The organism is Streptomyces sp. NBC_01474 (assembly GCF_035918215.1).
In the GTDB taxonomy this organism is placed as follows: Bacteria; Actinomycetota; Actinomycetes; order Streptomycetales; family Streptomycetaceae; genus Streptomyces; species Streptomyces aureus.
Genome location: NZ_CP109449.1, coordinates 3632799 through 3649113, shown reverse-complemented (window position 1 = coordinate 3649113; position 16315 = coordinate 3632799). Strand labels below are relative to the sequence as shown.

Genomic DNA, 16315 nt, shown 5'->3' with positions numbered 1-16315 from the left:
CCTCCCGAGGAGTCCCCGTGCCGAATCCGTCCGAGCCCCAGACCTCCGCAGCGTCCTCCGCTCTGTACGACCCAGCGGAGCTGACCTCCGAGAACTGGGAGCGCGCCGCCTCCCGGCTGCTGGCGAAGATGATCGGCGAGTTCGCGTACGAGGAGATCATCGAACCGAAACGTGAGCCGGAGCCGGAGCCGGAGCCGGAGCGGGGGCCGGCGCCGGAGCATGGGCTTGGTCCGGGGCCAGGACGGACAGACCTCTACACCCTCACCGTCGAGGGCGCCCACATGGCGCCCGGCAGCGCGTTCCGGTTCAGGGCCCGCCGGGGCGCCTACGGCAGCTGGCTCGTAGATCCCGGCAGCATCCAGTGGATCGCCGGCCGCCCAGATGAGGCCGTCGGCCGCTCAGACGACACCGTCGGCCGCTCAGACGACACCGTCGGCCACGCCGCACAGACTGACAAGGACGCGGACGCTGCCGAGCCCGAGCCCTCGCTCCCCGCAACAGACCCGCCGGAACGCTTCACCGACCCCCTCGTCTTCCTCCTCCGTGCCAAGCACATCCTCGGCCTGGACGGCGCCACGCTCGGGCATCTCATCCGCGAGCTCACCGTCACCCTCGCCGCCGACGCCCGTCTCGACCACACCGCGCTCACCGCGGCCCAGCTCGCCGAACTCGGATACGCCGAACTGGAAGGCCACCAGACCGGCCACCCCTGGCTTGTCCTCAACAAGGGCCGCCTGGGGTTCTCAGCCTCCGACACGGCCCGATGGGCCCCCGAGGCCCGGATCCCCGGGACGCTCCCGTGGATCGCCGTCAACACGAGGATCGCCGCCTACAGAGGCGTCGCGGACCTGGCGACAGCCGATCGGCTGTACGACCGTGAGCTCTCCCCGGCGGCGCGGGACTCCTTCGCCGAGGCCCTCCGGGAGCGCGGCCTGGACCCACAGGCCTACCTGTACCTACCCGTACACCCGTGGCAGTGGAACAACATCGTGCTGCCGCTCTACGCCGGCCCCGTCGCGACGGATGCCATCGTGCCGCTCCCCACCGACGGTGACGTGCGCCTGCCTCAGCAGTCGATCCGCACGTTCCTCAATATCTCGCGCCCCGACCGCCACACGGTGAAGCTCCCACTGTCCGTACTCAACACCCTTGTGTGGCGCGGTCTGCCCACAGAGCGCACGCTCGCGGCACCGTCGGTCACCGCGTGGATGCACTCCCTCCGTGAAACGGACCCCTTCTTGAAGGACGATTGCGGGGTCATCCTCCTGGGAGAGGTGGCTTCGGTCGCCGTCGAGCACCCCGCATACGACGGCCTCGAAGAAGTTCCGTATCAGTACAAGGAGTTGCTGGGCGCCATCTGGCGCGAACCGGTCTCCCGGTATCTCGCCCCCGGTGAGCGGGCCCGCACCCTGGCCTCTCTGCTCCACGTAGACCCGCACGGGCGGGCATTAACCGCGGAGCTCGTCGCCCGCTCCGGGCTGACCCCCGAGGTGTGGCTGCGGCGGCTCTTCGCGGCTCTGCTGCCCCCGCTTCTGCACTTCCTCTACCACTACGGCACCGTGTTCTCCCCCCACGGGGAGAACGCCATCGTCGTCTTCGACGACCACGACGTGCCGGTGCGGCTCGCGGTGAAGGACTTCGTCGACGACGTGAACGTGAGCGCCGAGCCGCTGCCCGAACATGACCGCATGCCGCAGGACGTACGTGAGATCCTGCTCACCGAGCCGCCCGCCTTCCTGACCCAGTTCATCCACGCAGGGCTCTTCGTCGGCGTCTTCCGGTATCTGGCGCCCCTGTGCGAGAAACAACTGGGGGTCACGGAAGAGAAATTCTGGTCCCTGGTGCGCGCAGAGATCGTGCGGCATCAGGCGCGCTTCCCGGAGCTCAAGGAGCGGTACGAGATGTTCGACCTCCTCACTCCCCGCATCGAGCGGCTCTGCCTCAATCGCAACCGACTGCACCTGGACGGTTACCGCGACCGGCCGCAACGCCCCCACGCGGCCGTGCACGGCACGGTGCCCAATCCACTGCACCAGCCTTGATCGCGGGATTGTCAGTGGTGCCCCGTAGGGTGGTCGAGCTATGACGAAGCCCTCCCTCCCCGAGCTCCTGCACGCCGCCGTCGCCGCCGTCGGCGGTACGGAACGACCTGGCCAGGTGACCATGGCCGAGACCGTCGCCGAGGCGATCGACGGCGGTTCCCACCTGCTCGCACAGGCAGGCACGGGTACCGGTAAGTCCCTCGGTTACCTGGTCCCTGCCCTGGCGCACGGGGAGCGGGTCGTGGTCGCGACGGCCACGCTGGCACTCCAGCGCCAGCTCGTCGAGCGGGATCTGCCGCGCACGGTCGACGCGCTGCACCCTCTGCTGCGCCGGCGCCCCCAGTTCGCCATGCTCAAGGGCCGGTCGAACTATCTGTGCCTGCACCGCCTCCATGAAGGAGCGCCGCAGGACGAGGAGGAGGGGCTCTTCGACCAGTTCGAAGCGGCCGCTCCGACCAGCAAGCTCGGCCAGGACCTGCTGCGGATGCGGGACTGGGCCGACGAGACTGAGACCGGCGACAGAGACGACCTGACCCCCGGAGTCTCCGACCGGGCCTGGTCCCAGGTGTCGGTCTCGTCCAGGGAATGTCTGGGCGCCACCAAGTGCGCGTACGGACAGGAGTGCTTCGCCGAGGCGGCCCGAGAGCGGGCCAAGCTCGCCGATGTCATCGTCACGAATCACGCGCTCCTGGCGATCGACGCCATCGAAGGGGCGCCTGTCCTGCCGTCCCACGAGGTACTGATCGTGGACGAGGCGCACGAGCTCGTCTCCCGGGTCACGGGCGTGGCGACCGGCGAGCTCACCCCGGGGCAGGTGAACCGCGCGGTGCGCCGTTCCGCCAAGCTCGTCAACGAGAAGGCGGCCGATCAGCTCCAGACCGCAGCCGAGGGCTTCGAGCGGCTCATGGAGCTGGCGCTGCCCGGCCGTCTGGAGGAGGTCCCGGAGGACCTCGGCTACGCGCTGATGGCGCTGCGGGATGCCTCCCGGACTGTCATCTCGGCCCTGGGCACCACGCGCGACAAGTCTGTCCAGGACGAGGACGCGGTACGCAAGCAGGCCCTGGCCTCCGTGGAGAGCATCCACGACGTGGCCGAGCGCGTCACGAACGGCTCCGAATACGACGTCGTCTGGTACGAGCGCCACGACCGCTTCGGCGCGTCCCTCAGAGTGGCCCCCATGTCCGTGTCCGGCCTGCTGCGGGAGAAGCTCTTCGCGGAGCGGTCCGTCGTGCTGACCTCGGCGACACTCAAGCTGGGCGGCGATTTCAACGGGGTGGGTGCCTCTCTGGGCCTGGCCCCCGAGGGTCAGGAGGGCGAAGGCCTGCCGCAGTGGAAGGGCGTCGATGTCGGATCGCCGTTCGAGTACCGCAAGCAGGGCATTCTCTACGTCGCCAAGCACCTGGCACGCCCCGCGCGTGAGGGCACCCGCAGCGACATGATGGACGAGCTGGCCGAGCTGATGCAGGCCGCCGGTGGCCGGACGCTGGGACTCTTCTCGTCGATGCGCGCCGCCCAGGCCGCGGCGGAGGAGCTGCGGACCCGGCTCCCCGAGTACCCGATCCTGCTCCAGGGCGAGGAGACGCTCGGCGAGCTGATCAAGGGATTCGCGGCCGCCCCGAAGACGTGTCTGTTCGGCACGCTCTCCCTGTGGCAGGGCGTGGACGTTCCGGGCGCCAGCTGCCAGCTCGTCGTCATGGACAAGATCCCGTTCCCGCGGCCCGACGACCCGCTGATGAGCGCCCGGCAGAAGGCCGTCGAGGATGCCGGCGGCAATGGCTTCATGGCCGTGGCGGCGACGCACGCTGCCCTGCTGATGGCCCAGGGCGCGGGCCGTCTCGTGCGGGCGACGGGGGACCGCGGCGTCGTAGCGGTCCTGGACCCGCGGCTGGCGACGGCCCGGTACGGCAGCTATCTGCGGGCCTCGATGCCGGACTTCTGGTACACGACGGACCCGAACCAGGTGCGGCGCTCCCTGGCCGCGATCGATGCGAAGGCGACCGCCGAAGCCGAAGAGACCGCGTAGCCGCACGGCGCATACGGACGCGTGTGTGGAGCCCCGGATACCCGGAGCTCCACACACATCTGGCTCCGCAAACGGCAGGCCCAGGACACAGCAGGGCCCCGGAACCGGCGCAGTTGGTTCCGGGGCCCGGTCAGGGGTGCGGTGTCACACCCGCCGCAGAACGGCCACCACCTTGCCGAGGATCGTCGCCTCGTCACCGGGGATCGGCTGGTACGCGGAGTTGTGCGGCAGCAGCCACACATGGCCGTCCTCGCGCTTGAAACGCTTGACGGTGGCCTCGCCCTCGAGCATCGCGGCGACGATGTCGCCGTTCTCCGCGACAGGCTGGCGGCGGACCGTGACCCAGTCGCCGTCACAGATCGCGGCCTCGATCATCGAGTCACCGACGACCTTCAGGACGAACAGCTCGCCGTCACCGACCAGCTGCCGGGGGAGGGGGAACACGTCCTCGACGGACTCTTCCGCGAGGATCGGGCCACCGGCGGCGATGCGGCCGACGAGCGGGACGTACGACGCGGCCGGCTTGCCTGCGGTGTCCGTGGGCTGCGCGCTCGGCTGGTCGGAGCCACGGACCTCGTAGGCGCGGGGGCGGTGCGGGTCCCGGCGCAGGAAGCCCTTGCGCTCGAGGGCCATCAGCTGGTGCGCGACCGACGACGTGCTCGACAGGCCTACCGCCTGGCCGATCTCCCGCATCGACGGCGGGTAACCACGCCGCTGCACGGAGTCCCTGATCACCTCGATGACGCGGCGCTGCCTGTCCGTGAGCCCCGAGCTGTCCGCCCGGATTCCGGGAGGTCGGCCCGGCAGGGAGCGCGCGGGCTTTGGCCCCTCCGCGCTCATGGATACGTCATTCATGGCATGCACCGGCTCGAGTCGGCCCTGGGAACGGTCCTGGGCAGTGATGGTGGCGCTGTCTGCGGTGGTGGTCACGTCGGTCGGCCCCTCTCGAGTTGTTCTCCCTAGCTAGCCAACGGTAGTTGCTTTCGAAAGGTTGCGCCAAACACACGTTCGAGTGAAAAATCGCAGATTGCTTGTCGTCATCATGTGCCTGGGTGTATGCCTTGCGCTTCGCCGGAGTGGCAATTCGGTTCATTACGGTACGCTTCACCGCCGAGGCCGTGACCCACTCCGTGGGGCTCCCAGTGTGCCATCCGGTGGTCCGTCAACCCGGAACCGGCCCCCTCTCCGTGTGCCGCCGCCCGTGATCCGGGCGCATCCGTCATGGGCGTGCTCCCGCCCCGGTGTTCGCCAGGTGAAAGCGACACGCGTAGGGGCGAATTTGCGACCAAACCCCAGATCTAGTGGTTGGATTGCATCAGCAGCCCAGAAGTTGTGGTCCCCGGTCCGTCGAGGTCTCCGTCATCGCCTATGCTTGGGGCTGCTTCGAGGGGCCTGAAGGGCCTCCCGAGGCCATTGAGTCGTGCTGTGAAGGAGGGTTGGAGTTCCATGCACTGCCCCTTCTGCAGGCACCCCGACAGCCGTGTCGTCGACAGTCGCACCACCGACGACGGCACGTCGATCCGCAGGCGCCGCCAGTGCCCCGACTGCTCCCGTCGTTTCACGACCGTGGAGACGTGCTCGCTCATGGTGGTCAAGCGGAGCGGGGTGACCGAACCCTTCAGTCGTACGAAGGTGATCAACGGCGTCCGCAAGGCATGCCAGGGTCGCCCCGTCACCGAGGACGCCCTCGCCCAGCTCGGCCAGCGGGTCGAAGAGGCGGTGCGTGCCACCGGCAGCGCGGAGCTGACCACTCATGACGTGGGCCTGGCCATACTCGGCCCGCTTCAGGAACTCGACCTCGTCGCCTACCTGCGCTTCGCGTCCGTGTACCGGGCGTTCAATTCGCTGGAGGACTTCGACTCGGCCATCGCGGAGCTGAGGGAACAGTTGCCCGGTGCGAGCCGCGGCGGCGCGGGCGGAGAGCGCGAACCATGTGACTGCGGGCCCGGAGGGACTGTGGAAGTCCCCGTGCCCGCCACCGCTGCCGACTGACCGGCCCAGGGGTCGGTCGGCGGCCATTCAGACCTGTTGCGGGCGGCAAGAGCGGCGTCCGCAATACAAGACACACACCGTGCCACGGGAAGATCGAGGCACTTCGGGGCGTTTTAGCCCGGTATAGGGAGGCGGCATGACAGAGACGGCGAGTGGCCCGGCACGAGGTTCCCGCGCCAAGGGAGCCAAGGCCAACAAGGGGCTGCGTATCGAGCGCATCCACACGACTCCCGGCGTGCATCCGTACGACGAGGTGGAGTGGGAGCGCCGTGACGTCGTCATGACCAATTGGCGCGACGGCTCGATCAACTTCGAGCAGCGTGGCGTCGAGTTCCCCGGCTTCTGGTCGGTGAACGCGGTCAACATCGTCACCAGCAAGTACTTCCGCGGCGCGGTCGGCACCCCGCAGCGCGAGGTGAGCCTCAGGCAGCTCATCGACCGGATCGTGAAGACGTACCGGAAGGCTGGAGAGGACTACAACTACTTCACCTCGCCCGCCGACGCCGAGATCTTCGAGCACGAGCTGGCGTATGCCCTCCTGCACCAGATCTTCAGCTTCAACTCTCCGGTGTGGTTCAACGTCGGTACGCCGCAGCCCCAGCAGGTCTCCGCCTGCTTCATCCTGGCCGTCGACGACTCCATGGAGTCGATCCTCGACTGGTACAAGGAAGAGGGCATGATCTTCAAGGGCGGCTCCGGCGCCGGCCTGAACCTCTCGCGGATCCGTTCCTCCAAGGAACTGCTGTCCTCGGGCGGCAACGCCTCGGGTCCCGTCTCCTTCATGCGCGGTGCCGACGCCTCCGCAGGAACGATCAAGTCGGGTGGCGCCACGCGCCGCGCGGCCAAGATGGTCATCCTCGATGTCGACCACCCCGACATCGAGAACTTCATCGAGACCAAGGTGAAGGAAGAGGAGAAGATCCGCGCGCTGCGTGACGCGGGCTTCGACATGGACCTGGGCGGCGACGACATCACGTCCGTCCAGTACCAGAACGCCAACAACTCGGTCCGCGTGAACGACGAGTTCATGAAGGCCGTGGAGACCGGCGGCAAGTTCGGTCTGCGCGCCCGGATGACCGGTGACGTCATCGAGGAGGTCGACGCCAAGTCGCTCTTCCGCAAGATGGCCGAGGCCGCGTGGGCGTGTGCCGACCCCGGCATCCAGTACGACGACACCATCAACCAGTGGCACACCTGCCCGGAGTCCGGCCGGATCAACGGCTCGAACCCGTGCAGCGAGTACATGCACCTGGACAACACGTCCTGCAACCTCGCGTCGCTGAACCTGATGAAGTTCCTGAAGGACGACGGCAAGGGCCACCAGTCCTTCGACGTCGAGCGCTTCTCCAAGGTCGTCGAGCTGGTCATCACCGCGATGGACATCTCGATCTGCTTCGCGGACTTCCCGACGCAGAAGATCGGCGAGAACACCCGCGCCTTCCGTCAGCTGGGCATCGGCTACGCCAACCTCGGCGCCCTGCTGATGGCCACGGGCCATGCGTACGACTCCGAGGGCGGCCGCGCCCTGGCCGGTTCCATCACGTCGCTGATGACCGGCACCTCGTACAAGCGTTCCGCAGAGCTCGCCGCGGTCGTCGGCCCGTACGACGGCTACGCCCGTAACGCCGAGCCGCACCAGCGCGTCATGAAGCAGCACGCCGACGAGAACACCAAGGCCGTCCGCATGGACGACCTGGACTCGCCGATCTGGGCCGCCGCCACGGAGGCCTGGCAGGACGTCGTCCGCCTCGGCGAGAAGAACGGTTTCCGCAACGCGCAGGCCTCGGTCATCGCCCCGACCGGCACCATCGGTCTCGCGATGTCCTGCGACACCACCGGCCTTGAGCCCGACCTCGCCCTGGTCAAGTTCAAGAAGCTGGTCGGCGGCGGCTCGATGCAGATCGTCAACGGCACCGTCCCGCAGGCCTTGCGCCGCCTGGGTTACCAGGAGGAGCAGATCGAGGCGATCGTCGCCCACATCGCCGACAACGGCAACGTGATCGACGCCCCCGGCCTGAAGACCGAGCACTACGAGGTCTTCGACTGCGCGATGGGCGAGCGTTCCATCTCCGCGATGGGCCACGTCCGCATGATGGCCGCCATCCAGCCCTGGATCTCCGGCGCGCTGTCCAAGACGGTCAACCTGCCCGAGACCGCCTCGGTCGAGGACGTCGAAGAGGTCTACTTCGAGGCGTGGAAGATGGGCGTCAAGGCGCTCGCCATCTACCGCGACAACTGCAAGGTCGGCCAGCCCCTCTCCGCCAAGACCAAGGAGAAGGAGAAGGAGGCGGTCACCGCCAAGGCCGAGGAGACCATCCGTACCGCGGTCGAGAAGGTCGTCGAGTACCGTCCGGTCCGCAAGCGTCTGCCCAAGGGCCGCCCGGGGATCACCACCTCCTTCACCGTCGGTGGCGCCGAGGGCTACATGACCGCCAACTCCTACCCGGACGACGGTCTCGGCGAGGTCTTCCTGAAGATGTCGAAGCAGGGCTCCACCCTCGCCGGCATGATGGACGCCTTCTCGATCGCCGTCTCCGTAGGCCTGCAGTACGGCGTCCCGCTGGAGACGTACGTCTCGAAGTTCACGAACATGCGCTTCGAGCCGGCCGGCATGACGGACGACCCGGACGTGCGGATGGCGCAGTCGATCGTCGACTACATCTTCCGCCGCCTGGCGCTCGACTTCCTGCCCTTCGAGACGCGCTCCGCGCTCGGCATCCACTCGGCCGAGGAGCGTCAGCGTCACCTGGAGACGGGCTCGTACGAGCCGTCCATCGACGATGTCGAGGTCGACGTCGAGGGTCTGGCCCAGTCCGCCCCGCGGCAGACCGAGTCCCTGAAGGCCGTCGTCGAGGCCCCCAAGGCCAAGACCGTGGCGCCGGCTCCGCAGCAGGCGCACACCAGCGCCGAGCTCGTGGAGATGCAGCTGGGCATCCAGGCGGACGCTCCGCTCTGCTTCTCCTGCGGTACGAAGATGCAGCGTGCCGGTTCCTGCTACATCTGCGAGGGCTGCGGCTCGACCAGCGGTTGCAGCTGATCCGCTGACGCAGTGAGGTGAGGGGCGGCGGGCCATCAGGCCCGCCGCCCCTCACCCGTTCCGCGTTCCCGGGGTGCTCAGTGTGCGCGGCCCATCGCGGCGGCGAACGAGGTCGGGTCGCTGTCGAAGCCCTGGAGGACCTCGCGGAAGGCCCACTCACCGGAGTCGTCCCTCGCGAATTCGGCGATCACGGCCGCCGTGGAATCGGCCACTTCGGAGAAGTCGTTCTGCGCGAGGTCGGTATATCCCTCGCGGATCCGCACCGCCGTGTTCGCCACCGCTCCGAACACCGTTGCCCGCTCACCCTGTTGTATGGCGATACCGACGACCACGCGCGCGTAGGAGGGCGACAGGCGCTCCAGCTCCAGTGTCATGACTTCGTCGAACCCGAAGCCCTGGCCGGTCGTGCTGTCGCGGTTGAGGGTGATGGTCCCGTCGGGGGAGCGGCTGTCGAAGTGCACGACGTAGTCCGGCGGCCCGCCCGGGTCGTCGTCCGTGTAGGTCGCCGCGATGATGTCGAGATCATGGGGCGGCGCGCCGACCGGGCTCGGGTCCCATTTCAGTGCGACCTCGACCTTCTTGAGCCCTTTCTTGAAGCTGCTCACCGAACTCCCCCTCCTCGGCTGCTGGTTACGGCTGTCGATGACTGACTGCTCATGACTGTTCATGACTGCTACGGACACGCTACGTCCTACGGTTGTGACCATGAACTGGAACGGGGAAGAGCTGGATCTCGACGCCTACTTGGCGCGAATCGGCTGCACAGGAGACGTGAAACCGGACCTGGAGACGCTGCGCGCGCTGCACCGGGCGCATATCGCGTCGATCCCCTTCGAGAACCTGGAGATCATGCTCGGGCGGCCGGTGGACCTGGATCTCGCCGCCCTCCAGGCGAAGCTCGTGCGGCAGCGCCGCGGTGGCTACTGCTACGAACAGAACCTGCTCTTCGCGGCGGCCCTGGAGCGAATCGGCTACTCCGTGAAGGGACTTGGGGCGCGAGTCCGGGTGGGCGCCACGTCGATTCGCGCCGTCACCCACATGCTGACCCGCGTCACCGTGGAGGACGGCCAGGAGTGGCTGTGCGACGTGGGCTTCGGCGCCCAGGGGCTGCGGGAACCGATCCCCCTGAAGGCCGGGATCGAGGTACGTCAGGGTCCGTGGACCTTCGGCCTCGCGCCGGAGGACAGCGGCGTTCTGGTCCTGAGGAGCCTGCGCCCAGGCGGCTGGGAGGAGATCTACGCCTTCACCCTGGAGGAGCGCTACCCCGTCGACTACGTGGTGATGAACCACTACACGTCGACGCATCCGCGGTCCGCCTTCATCCACCGCGCCGTAGTCCAGCGTGCCGCCGTCGACACCCAGCGCTCACTCATCGACATGCGAATGTCGGTCGAGTTTTCTGACGGCACTCGGGACGAACGGGACGTACAGGAAGGCGAGTTGATCGACCTGCTCGCCCATGAGTTCGGGATCGAACTGAGTGGCGAGGACGCGGCGCGACTGATCTGGATGCACCGCGTCGGAGCGTGACCGAACCCACGTCATGGGCCGTACGATGGCGCGGTGCTGGTCAAGTGGATTCGCTGCACCGTGACCGACCGACGCGGGTTCGAGCGGGGGCAGCGAAAGTGGGCGGGGCTTCTGGGGGAGCCGGGGTTCCGGGGACAGGGCGGGGGCTGGAGCAGAAATCGGCCGGGGGTGGCCCATGTCCTCGGTTTCTGGGAGAGCCGCGCTTTCTACGACTCCTTCATGGCGCGCTCGCACAACCGGCTCGCCGCGGCCCAGTCGGGCACGTACAAAGACATCCAAGTGAAGCTCTTCGACCACCGGTTCGACGTGAAGACGGGCTTCGAGCCGCATTTCACGGACGCGGACACGGTGCGCCTGGCGCACTGCCGGGTGCATGCGGACCGAGAGGAGCACTTCGCGCTCATGCAGGAGAAGGTCTGGAACCCCGCGATGGCCGGCTCCCCGGGGATGGTGCGCGGACTGTTCGGTGAGGCGCCGGGCAATGAGTTCCTGATCCTTTCGATGTGGCACTCCGTGGCCGAGCACGGCAAGTACCAGGCCGAACGCGTGGAGCGGCTCTCGACCCGCGCCCAGACGGAGACAGACATCGCCGGGATCACGGGAGACATCGTCCAGCTGGAGCCTGCCTGGACGGTGTGAGCCGGATCGCCCACGCACAGGGCCGCGCGGTGTGAGATACGCCGGATGGAGCCCGTACGGGTGCTCGAACCGGGCCCTTCCGATCTAGGGTTTCCGCATGGCACGACCGCGGCGCATTGTCCTTGTCAGGCACGGCGAGTCGGAGGGCAACGCCGACGACACCGTCTACGAACGCGAGCCCGACCACGCCCTGGCCCTCACGGAGACGGGGCACCGGCAGGCGGACGAGACAGGGGAGTACCTGCGCGAGCTCTTCGGCCGTGAGCGGGTGAGCGTGTACGTGTCGCCCTACCGCCGCACGCACCAGACGTTCCGCGCCTTCCGGCTCGACCCCGAACTCGTACGGGTGCGTGAGGAGCCTCGGCTGCGGGAGCAGGACTGGGGAAACTGGCAGGACCGGGACGACGTGCGTCTTCAAAAGGCGTACCGCGACGCCTACGGCCATTTCTTCTACCGCTTCGCCCAAGGCGAGTCCGGGGCCGACGTGTACGACCGTGTGGGTGCTTTTCTGGAGAGTCTGTACCGGAGCTTCGAGGCGCACGACCACCCGTCGAACGTCCTCCTCGTCACCCATGGCCTCACCATGCGGCTGTTCTGCATGCGCTGGTTCCACTGGACCGTCGCCGACTTCGAATGTCTGTCGAATCCCGGGAACGGTGAGACGCGGGCACTCGTTCTCGGGGAGGACGGCAAATACACCTTGGACCGGCCGTTCGAACGATGGCGTGATCCCGAGCCGTACGGAGTCACCGGTTAGAGTGGCAGGGCGATGATCGCTGATTCCTCTCCTCATGTGCGGCTTGACCGCGCCCTGTCCAGCCTGCGCGGCCTGGCGGTGGGGGATGCGCTGGGCTCCCAGTTCTTCGTGCCCGCCACCTATCCGCTGCTCCAGCGCCGCGAGCTGCCCGACGGCGTCTGGCAGTGGACCGACGACACCGAAATGGCGTGCTCCGTGGTGGCGGTCCTGGCCGCCGAGAACCGGATCGAGCAGGACGTGCTCGCCCGGTCCTTCGCGGAGCACCACGACTTCGACCGGGGCTACGGCCCCGCGGTGAACCGGCTGCTCCGGCAGATTCGAGAGGGCGGCGACTGGCGCGCCCTGTCCTCCGCGCTCTTCAATGGCCAGGGCTCCTGGGGCAACGGCGCGGCGATGCGGATCGCCCCGCTCGGCGCCTGGTACGCGGACGATCCGGAGCAGGCCACGCATCAGGCCGAGATTTCCGCCTACCCGACGCATCAGCATCGGGAGGCCGTGGTCGGGGCCATGGCCGTGGCCGCAGCCGCCGCGATCGTGGCCGATCCGGCAGGACCGCCGACGCCGCAGGCGCTCCTCGACGGCGTGATCGCGCTCGTGCCGCGCAGTGCGGTGGGCGCGGGGCTCCGGCGGGCCAGGGACATGCTCGACTACGGCGACGCGGGGACGGTGGCCGCGGTCCTCGGCTGCGGCCGGCGCACCACGGCCCACGACACCGTGCCGTTCGCCCTGTGGTCGGCGGCGCGCGGGCTCGGCGACTTCGAGCGCGCGTTCTGGGACACGGCGCAGGTCGGCGGCGACATGGACACGACGTGCGCGATCGTGGGCGGAGTGGTCGCTTCCGGCCCGGGGGGCGCTCCGGCGGACCAGTGGTTGCGGCGTACCGAGCCGCTGCCGGAATGGGCGCCGGGCCTGCCGGTCTGACCTGTGGCTCGCTCACTGCCACACTCGGCGTGGCGGATGCCGGGCCGCCTTCGGTACCTGGGACGGCCCGGCATCCACTTCACGTGGTTTGCGGCCCCCCGTCAGCCGCCCGCCGGCCCGGCCGCACCCGCGGTACCCGCGAGCGCTTCCAGGTCGCTCTTGCGCACACGGATCACCAGAGTGGCGACGACCAGGGCCAGCAGTGCCATCGCCGCGGCCGGAATGAATGCGGTCGAGATGCCCTCGGCCAGGACCTGGTGACCCCAGGGAGCCGGGAGCTGCTGGGTCCTGGCGAACTCCGCCTTCTGCTCGGGCGTGGCCTGCGCCATGAAGGACGGGATCTGGTCCTTGGCCTCGTTCCGGCTGGCCGTGCCGAAGACCGTGGTCAGGATGGAGAGGCCGAGTGAACCTCCCACCTGCTGCGTCGCGTTGAGCAGCCCGGATGCCGCGCCGGCCTCGTGCTGGGCGACTCCGGAGACGGCGGTCAGGGTGAGCGTCACGAAGTTGAGCCCCATGCCGAGGCCGAACAGCAGCATCGGGCCGAGCACCCCACCCACGTACGAGCTGTCGGGGGAGATGAATGTCTGCCAGCCGAGGCCGAGCAGGACGAGTGTCGCGCCGGTCATCATGAACGGCTTGGGGCCGAGTACCGGAAGCAGTCGCTGGGACAGACCGGCGCCGACGATGATCGCGACCGTCACGGGGAGGAAGGCGAGGCCCGCCTCGATCGGCGTGTAGCCGAGTACGTTCTGTGCGAACAGGACGATGAAGAAGAACATGCCGAACATCGCCGCGGCCAGACTTAGCATGATCACGTAGGTGCCCGAGCGGTTGCGGTCGGCGAACATCCTGAGCGGAGTGATGGGTTCCTTCGCCCGGCTCTCGATGAATGCGAAGGCGAGCAGAAGCACCACCGCGGCGGCGAACGAGCCCACGCTGACGCTGTCCCGCCAGCCCTCCTCCGACGCGCGGATGAAGCCGTACACGAGCGAGGCCATGCCCGCAGTGGAGGTGAGCGCGCCCGCGATGTCGAAGCGTCCCGGGTGCCGTTCGGACTCATTGATGTACATCGGCGCGAGTACCGCGATGAGGATGCCGATGGGTACGTTCACGAACAGCACCCAGCGCCAGTCGAGCCATTCGGTGAGCATGCCGCCGGCGAGGAGGCCGACGGCGCCGCCGCCCGCGGAAACGGCCGCGAACACGCCGAACGCGCGGTTCCGCTCCGGGCCTTCGGGGAACGTCGTGGTGATGAGGGCGAGCGAGGTGGGCGACGCGATCGCGCCACCGACGCCCTGCAGGGCCCGGGCTGCCAGCAACTGCCAGGGTTCCTGGGCGAGTCCGCCGAGCAGGGAGGCCAGCGTGAAGAGCAGGATGCCGGACATGAAGACCCGGCGGCGACCGAGGATGTCTCCCGCGCGGCCGCCGAGAAGCAGCAGGCCACCGAAGGTGAGGGTGTACGCGCTGACGACCCAAGTGAGGTCTGTCGTACTGAATTTGAGCGCGTCCTGAATGTGGGGGAGCGCGATGTTCACAATCGTCGCGTCCAGTACCACCATGAGTTGGCAGGCCGCGATGACCGCCAGGGCTATGCCGGGGTGCCCCGCCCGCCGTGCCCTTCCCGGCTTCCTCGCCTTGTCCGGCTTCTGATCTTGAGTTAACTGAGAGGTTGACACTATGGATCCCCCATAAGTGCGTTAGTGAACGCAACCGTTCACTGTCGAGCCGAACGGTAGTGACTCCCCATCAGTGAACGCAACCGTTCACTGAAGAAGCTGCCTTGAATGCCCGGATCCCCAACGGAGAGAAGACGATGGATACTTCGCGCCGGACGGCCGCCCCCGCTCGGACGGCCACCCTGCGCCGGCGTGGCCCTGTGCTGGAGCGGGCCATCCTGGAGGCCGCGCTGGAGCAGCTCAGTACGGTCGGCTGGAACGCCCTCACGATGGAAGGCGTCGCCGCAGGGGCGCAGACGGGCAAGGCCGCCGTCTACCGCCGCTGGCCTTCCAAGGAGGAGCTCGTCGCGGACGCCCTCCAGGCGGCGCTGCCCAGACTCGACGGAGCGCCGGACCGCGGCAGCGTCCGCGAGGACCTGATCGAGCTGTGCCGCCTGATGCGTGAGGCGATGTACTCGCGCCCCGGCTTCGCTCTGCGGTCGGTTCTTCACGAATGCGACTCGGCGACGGCCCAGCGCTTCCATGAGGTGATCTTCGAGGGTGTCGTCGAGCCGAGCGTCGAGCTGATCAAGGAGGTCGTACGCCGTGGGATCGAGCGGGGAGAGGTGCGTTCCGGCGCCACGGACGCATACGTCTGCGATGTCATCCCGGCGATGATGATGTACCGGTCGAAGGTGTGCGCGAGCGAATGGGGCGAGCGTGATCTCACGGAGATGATCGATCAGGTGATGGTTCCGATGCTGCGGCCGCTGGGGGCGTGACGCGGGGTGGCGCCGGCGGCTTGCGGGCTGTGGATTCGGGCCTGGCGCCGGGGGCCGCGCCTCCGTCCGGTCGGCCGTGAACCGCAGGTTCCTGCCCCACCGGCCTCACCTATGGAGACCGGCTGGTCGTACCGGGTGTCGCTGAGGGGGTGAGGCGGCGTAGGCTATCGGCGCCATGCCGTACGAACCACCTACTCACAGCGTCGAGCGCTCACTGCGCGCCACCACCGGAGCCAAGATCGTCGCCGGTGTGGACGAGGTCGGTCGCGGTGCGTGGGCGGGACCGGTCACTGTGTGCGCCGCCGTCACCGGACTGCGCCGACCGCCCGAAGGTCTCACCGACTCCAAGCTGATCAGCCCGAAGCGGCGCGATGTGCTCGCCGAGACGCTGGAGAGCTGGGTGATGGCACATGCTCTCGGGCACGCCTCCCACGAGGAGATCGACGAGCTGGGGATGACGGCCGCTCTGCGGCTCGCCGCGGGGCGCGCTCTTGAGGCTCTCCCGGTCCGTCCGGACGCGGTCATCCTCGACGGCAAGCACGACTACCTCGGCGCTCCCTGGCAGGTCCGTACGGTGATCAAGGGCGACCGGTCCTGTGTGGCCGTCGCCGCGGCATCGGTGATCGCCAAGGTTCGGCGCGACAAAATGATGGCCGAACTGGGCATCGAACATGCAGACTTCGGTTTTGCGGACAACGCCGGTTATCCGTCGCCGGTCCACAAGGCCGCGCTGGAGGAGCGGGGGCCCACCCCGTACCACCGGCTCACGTGGGCGTATCTTGATGCGCTGCCCCAGTGGCGGCATCTCAAGAAGGCCCGCACCTGGGCGGACGGAAACGTTCCGGAGATCGAAGGCCAGCTCGGCTTCGACTTCTGATCTTCCGTTCGCACTCATGTGCCACCCGCCGGGGCCACTCGCACCGGCGTTTGATAGACA

General features: G+C 68.3%; 13 protein-coding genes. 10 read left to right on the top strand and 3 right to left on the bottom strand.

Going from position 1 to position 16315, the window contains the following annotated elements; genetic code table 11:
* Positions 1–17: 17 nt before the first annotated feature.
* Together OG758_RS16840 and OG758_RS16835 are read left to right on the top strand one after the other, a co-directional pair.
* On the top strand, positions 18–2042 hold the full coding sequence (locus OG758_RS16840) for an IucA/IucC family protein (RefSeq protein ID WP_442810333.1): 2025 nt from the start codon (positions 18–20) through the stop codon (positions 2040–2042).
* 40 nt (positions 2043–2082) lie between these two features.
* Positions 2083–4065 (top strand): ATP-dependent DNA helicase, encoded by a 1983-nt coding sequence (locus tag OG758_RS16835; protein ID WP_326710774.1) that lies wholly within the window; start codon positions 2083–2085, stop codon positions 4063–4065.
* 144 nt (positions 4066–4209) lie between these two features.
* Here OG758_RS16835 and lexA read toward each other — a convergent pair whose 3' ends face one another.
* Entirely contained in the window at positions 4210–4995 is a 786-nt protein-coding gene (gene lexA, locus OG758_RS16830) for a transcriptional repressor LexA (RefSeq protein WP_326710773.1), read from the bottom strand.
* A 516-nt stretch (positions 4996–5511) separates the two neighbouring features.
* Here lexA and nrdR point away from each other — a divergent pair.
* Together nrdR and OG758_RS16820 are read left to right on the top strand one after the other, a co-directional pair.
* Positions 5512–6057 (top strand): transcriptional regulator NrdR, encoded by a 546-nt coding sequence (gene nrdR / locus OG758_RS16825; RefSeq protein ID WP_116509015.1) that lies wholly within the window; start codon positions 5512–5514, stop codon positions 6055–6057.
* Between the two features lie 136 nt (positions 6058–6193).
* On the top strand, positions 6194–9094 hold the full coding sequence (locus OG758_RS16820) for a vitamin B12-dependent ribonucleotide reductase (RefSeq protein ID WP_326710772.1): 2901 nt from the start codon (positions 6194–6196) through the stop codon (positions 9092–9094).
* Positions 9095–9171: 77 nt separating this feature from the next.
* On the opposite strand, the gene OG758_RS16815 is transcribed toward OG758_RS16820, so the two are convergent.
* A complete protein-coding gene (locus OG758_RS16815) occupies positions 9172–9699 on the bottom strand; it encodes a TerD family protein (RefSeq protein ID WP_326710771.1) in 528 nt (175 codons plus the stop codon).
* Between the two features lie 100 nt (positions 9700–9799).
* Between OG758_RS16815 and OG758_RS16810 the strand changes: the two genes are divergently transcribed.
* The 4 genes from OG758_RS16810 to OG758_RS16795 all read left to right on the top strand — a co-directional run bounded on the left by OG758_RS16810 (position 9800) and on the right by OG758_RS16795 (position 12941).
* Positions 9800–10624 (top strand): arylamine N-acetyltransferase family protein, encoded by an 825-nt coding sequence (locus OG758_RS16810; protein WP_326710770.1) that lies wholly within the window; start codon positions 9800–9802, stop codon positions 10622–10624.
* 33 nt (positions 10625–10657) lie between these two features.
* A complete protein-coding gene (locus OG758_RS16805; RefSeq protein WP_326710769.1) occupies positions 10658–11263 on the top strand; it encodes a YdbC family protein in 606 nt (201 codons plus the stop codon).
* A 97-nt stretch (positions 11264–11360) separates the two neighbouring features.
* Positions 11361–12020 (top strand): histidine phosphatase family protein, encoded by a 660-nt coding sequence (locus OG758_RS16800; protein ID WP_266559114.1) that lies wholly within the window; start codon positions 11361–11363, stop codon positions 12018–12020.
* A gap of 12 nt (positions 12021–12032) precedes the next feature.
* Complete coding sequence (locus OG758_RS16795) at positions 12033–12941, top strand: ADP-ribosylglycohydrolase family protein (RefSeq protein ID WP_326710768.1); 909 nt, start codon at positions 12033–12035, stop codon at positions 12939–12941.
* Between the two features lie 101 nt (positions 12942–13042).
* Here OG758_RS16795 and OG758_RS16790 read toward each other — a convergent pair whose 3' ends face one another.
* Positions 13043–14617: an MFS transporter gene (locus OG758_RS16790; protein WP_326710767.1), complete on the bottom strand. Its 1575-nt coding sequence runs from the start codon at positions 14615–14617 to the stop codon at positions 13043–13045.
* 137 nt (positions 14618–14754) lie between these two features.
* On the opposite strand from OG758_RS16790, the gene OG758_RS16785 reads away from it, so the two are divergent.
* Entirely contained in the window at positions 14755–15378 is a 624-nt protein-coding gene (locus tag OG758_RS16785; protein WP_326710766.1) for a TetR/AcrR family transcriptional regulator, read from the top strand.
* A 175-nt stretch (positions 15379–15553) separates the two neighbouring features.
* Entirely contained in the window at positions 15554–16255 is a 702-nt protein-coding gene (locus OG758_RS16780) for a ribonuclease HII (protein WP_326710765.1), read from the top strand.
* Positions 16256–16315 lie beyond the last annotated feature (60 nt).

Coding starts and splice junctions, on each gene's coding strand:
- OG758_RS16835 (WP_326710774.1), top strand. CDS start 2,083: ATGACGAAGCCCTCCCTCCCCGAGCTCCTGCACGCCGCCGTCGCCGCC.
- nrdR (WP_116509015.1), top strand. CDS start 5,512: ATGCACTGCCCCTTCTGCAGGCACCCCGACAGCCGTGTCGTCGACAGT.
- OG758_RS16820 (WP_326710772.1), top strand. CDS start 6,194: ATGACAGAGACGGCGAGTGGCCCGGCACGAGGTTCCCGCGCCAAGGGA.
- OG758_RS16810 (WP_326710770.1), top strand. CDS start 9,800: ATGAACTGGAACGGGGAAGAGCTGGATCTCGACGCCTACTTGGCGCGA.
- OG758_RS16800 (WP_266559114.1), top strand. CDS start 11,361: ATGGCACGACCGCGGCGCATTGTCCTTGTCAGGCACGGCGAGTCGGAG.
- OG758_RS16795 (WP_326710768.1), top strand. CDS start 12,033: ATGATCGCTGATTCCTCTCCTCATGTGCGGCTTGACCGCGCCCTGTCC.
- OG758_RS16785 (WP_326710766.1), top strand. CDS start 14,755: ATGGATACTTCGCGCCGGACGGCCGCCCCCGCTCGGACGGCCACCCTG.
- OG758_RS16780 (WP_326710765.1), top strand. CDS start 15,554: ATGCCGTACGAACCACCTACTCACAGCGTCGAGCGCTCACTGCGCGCC.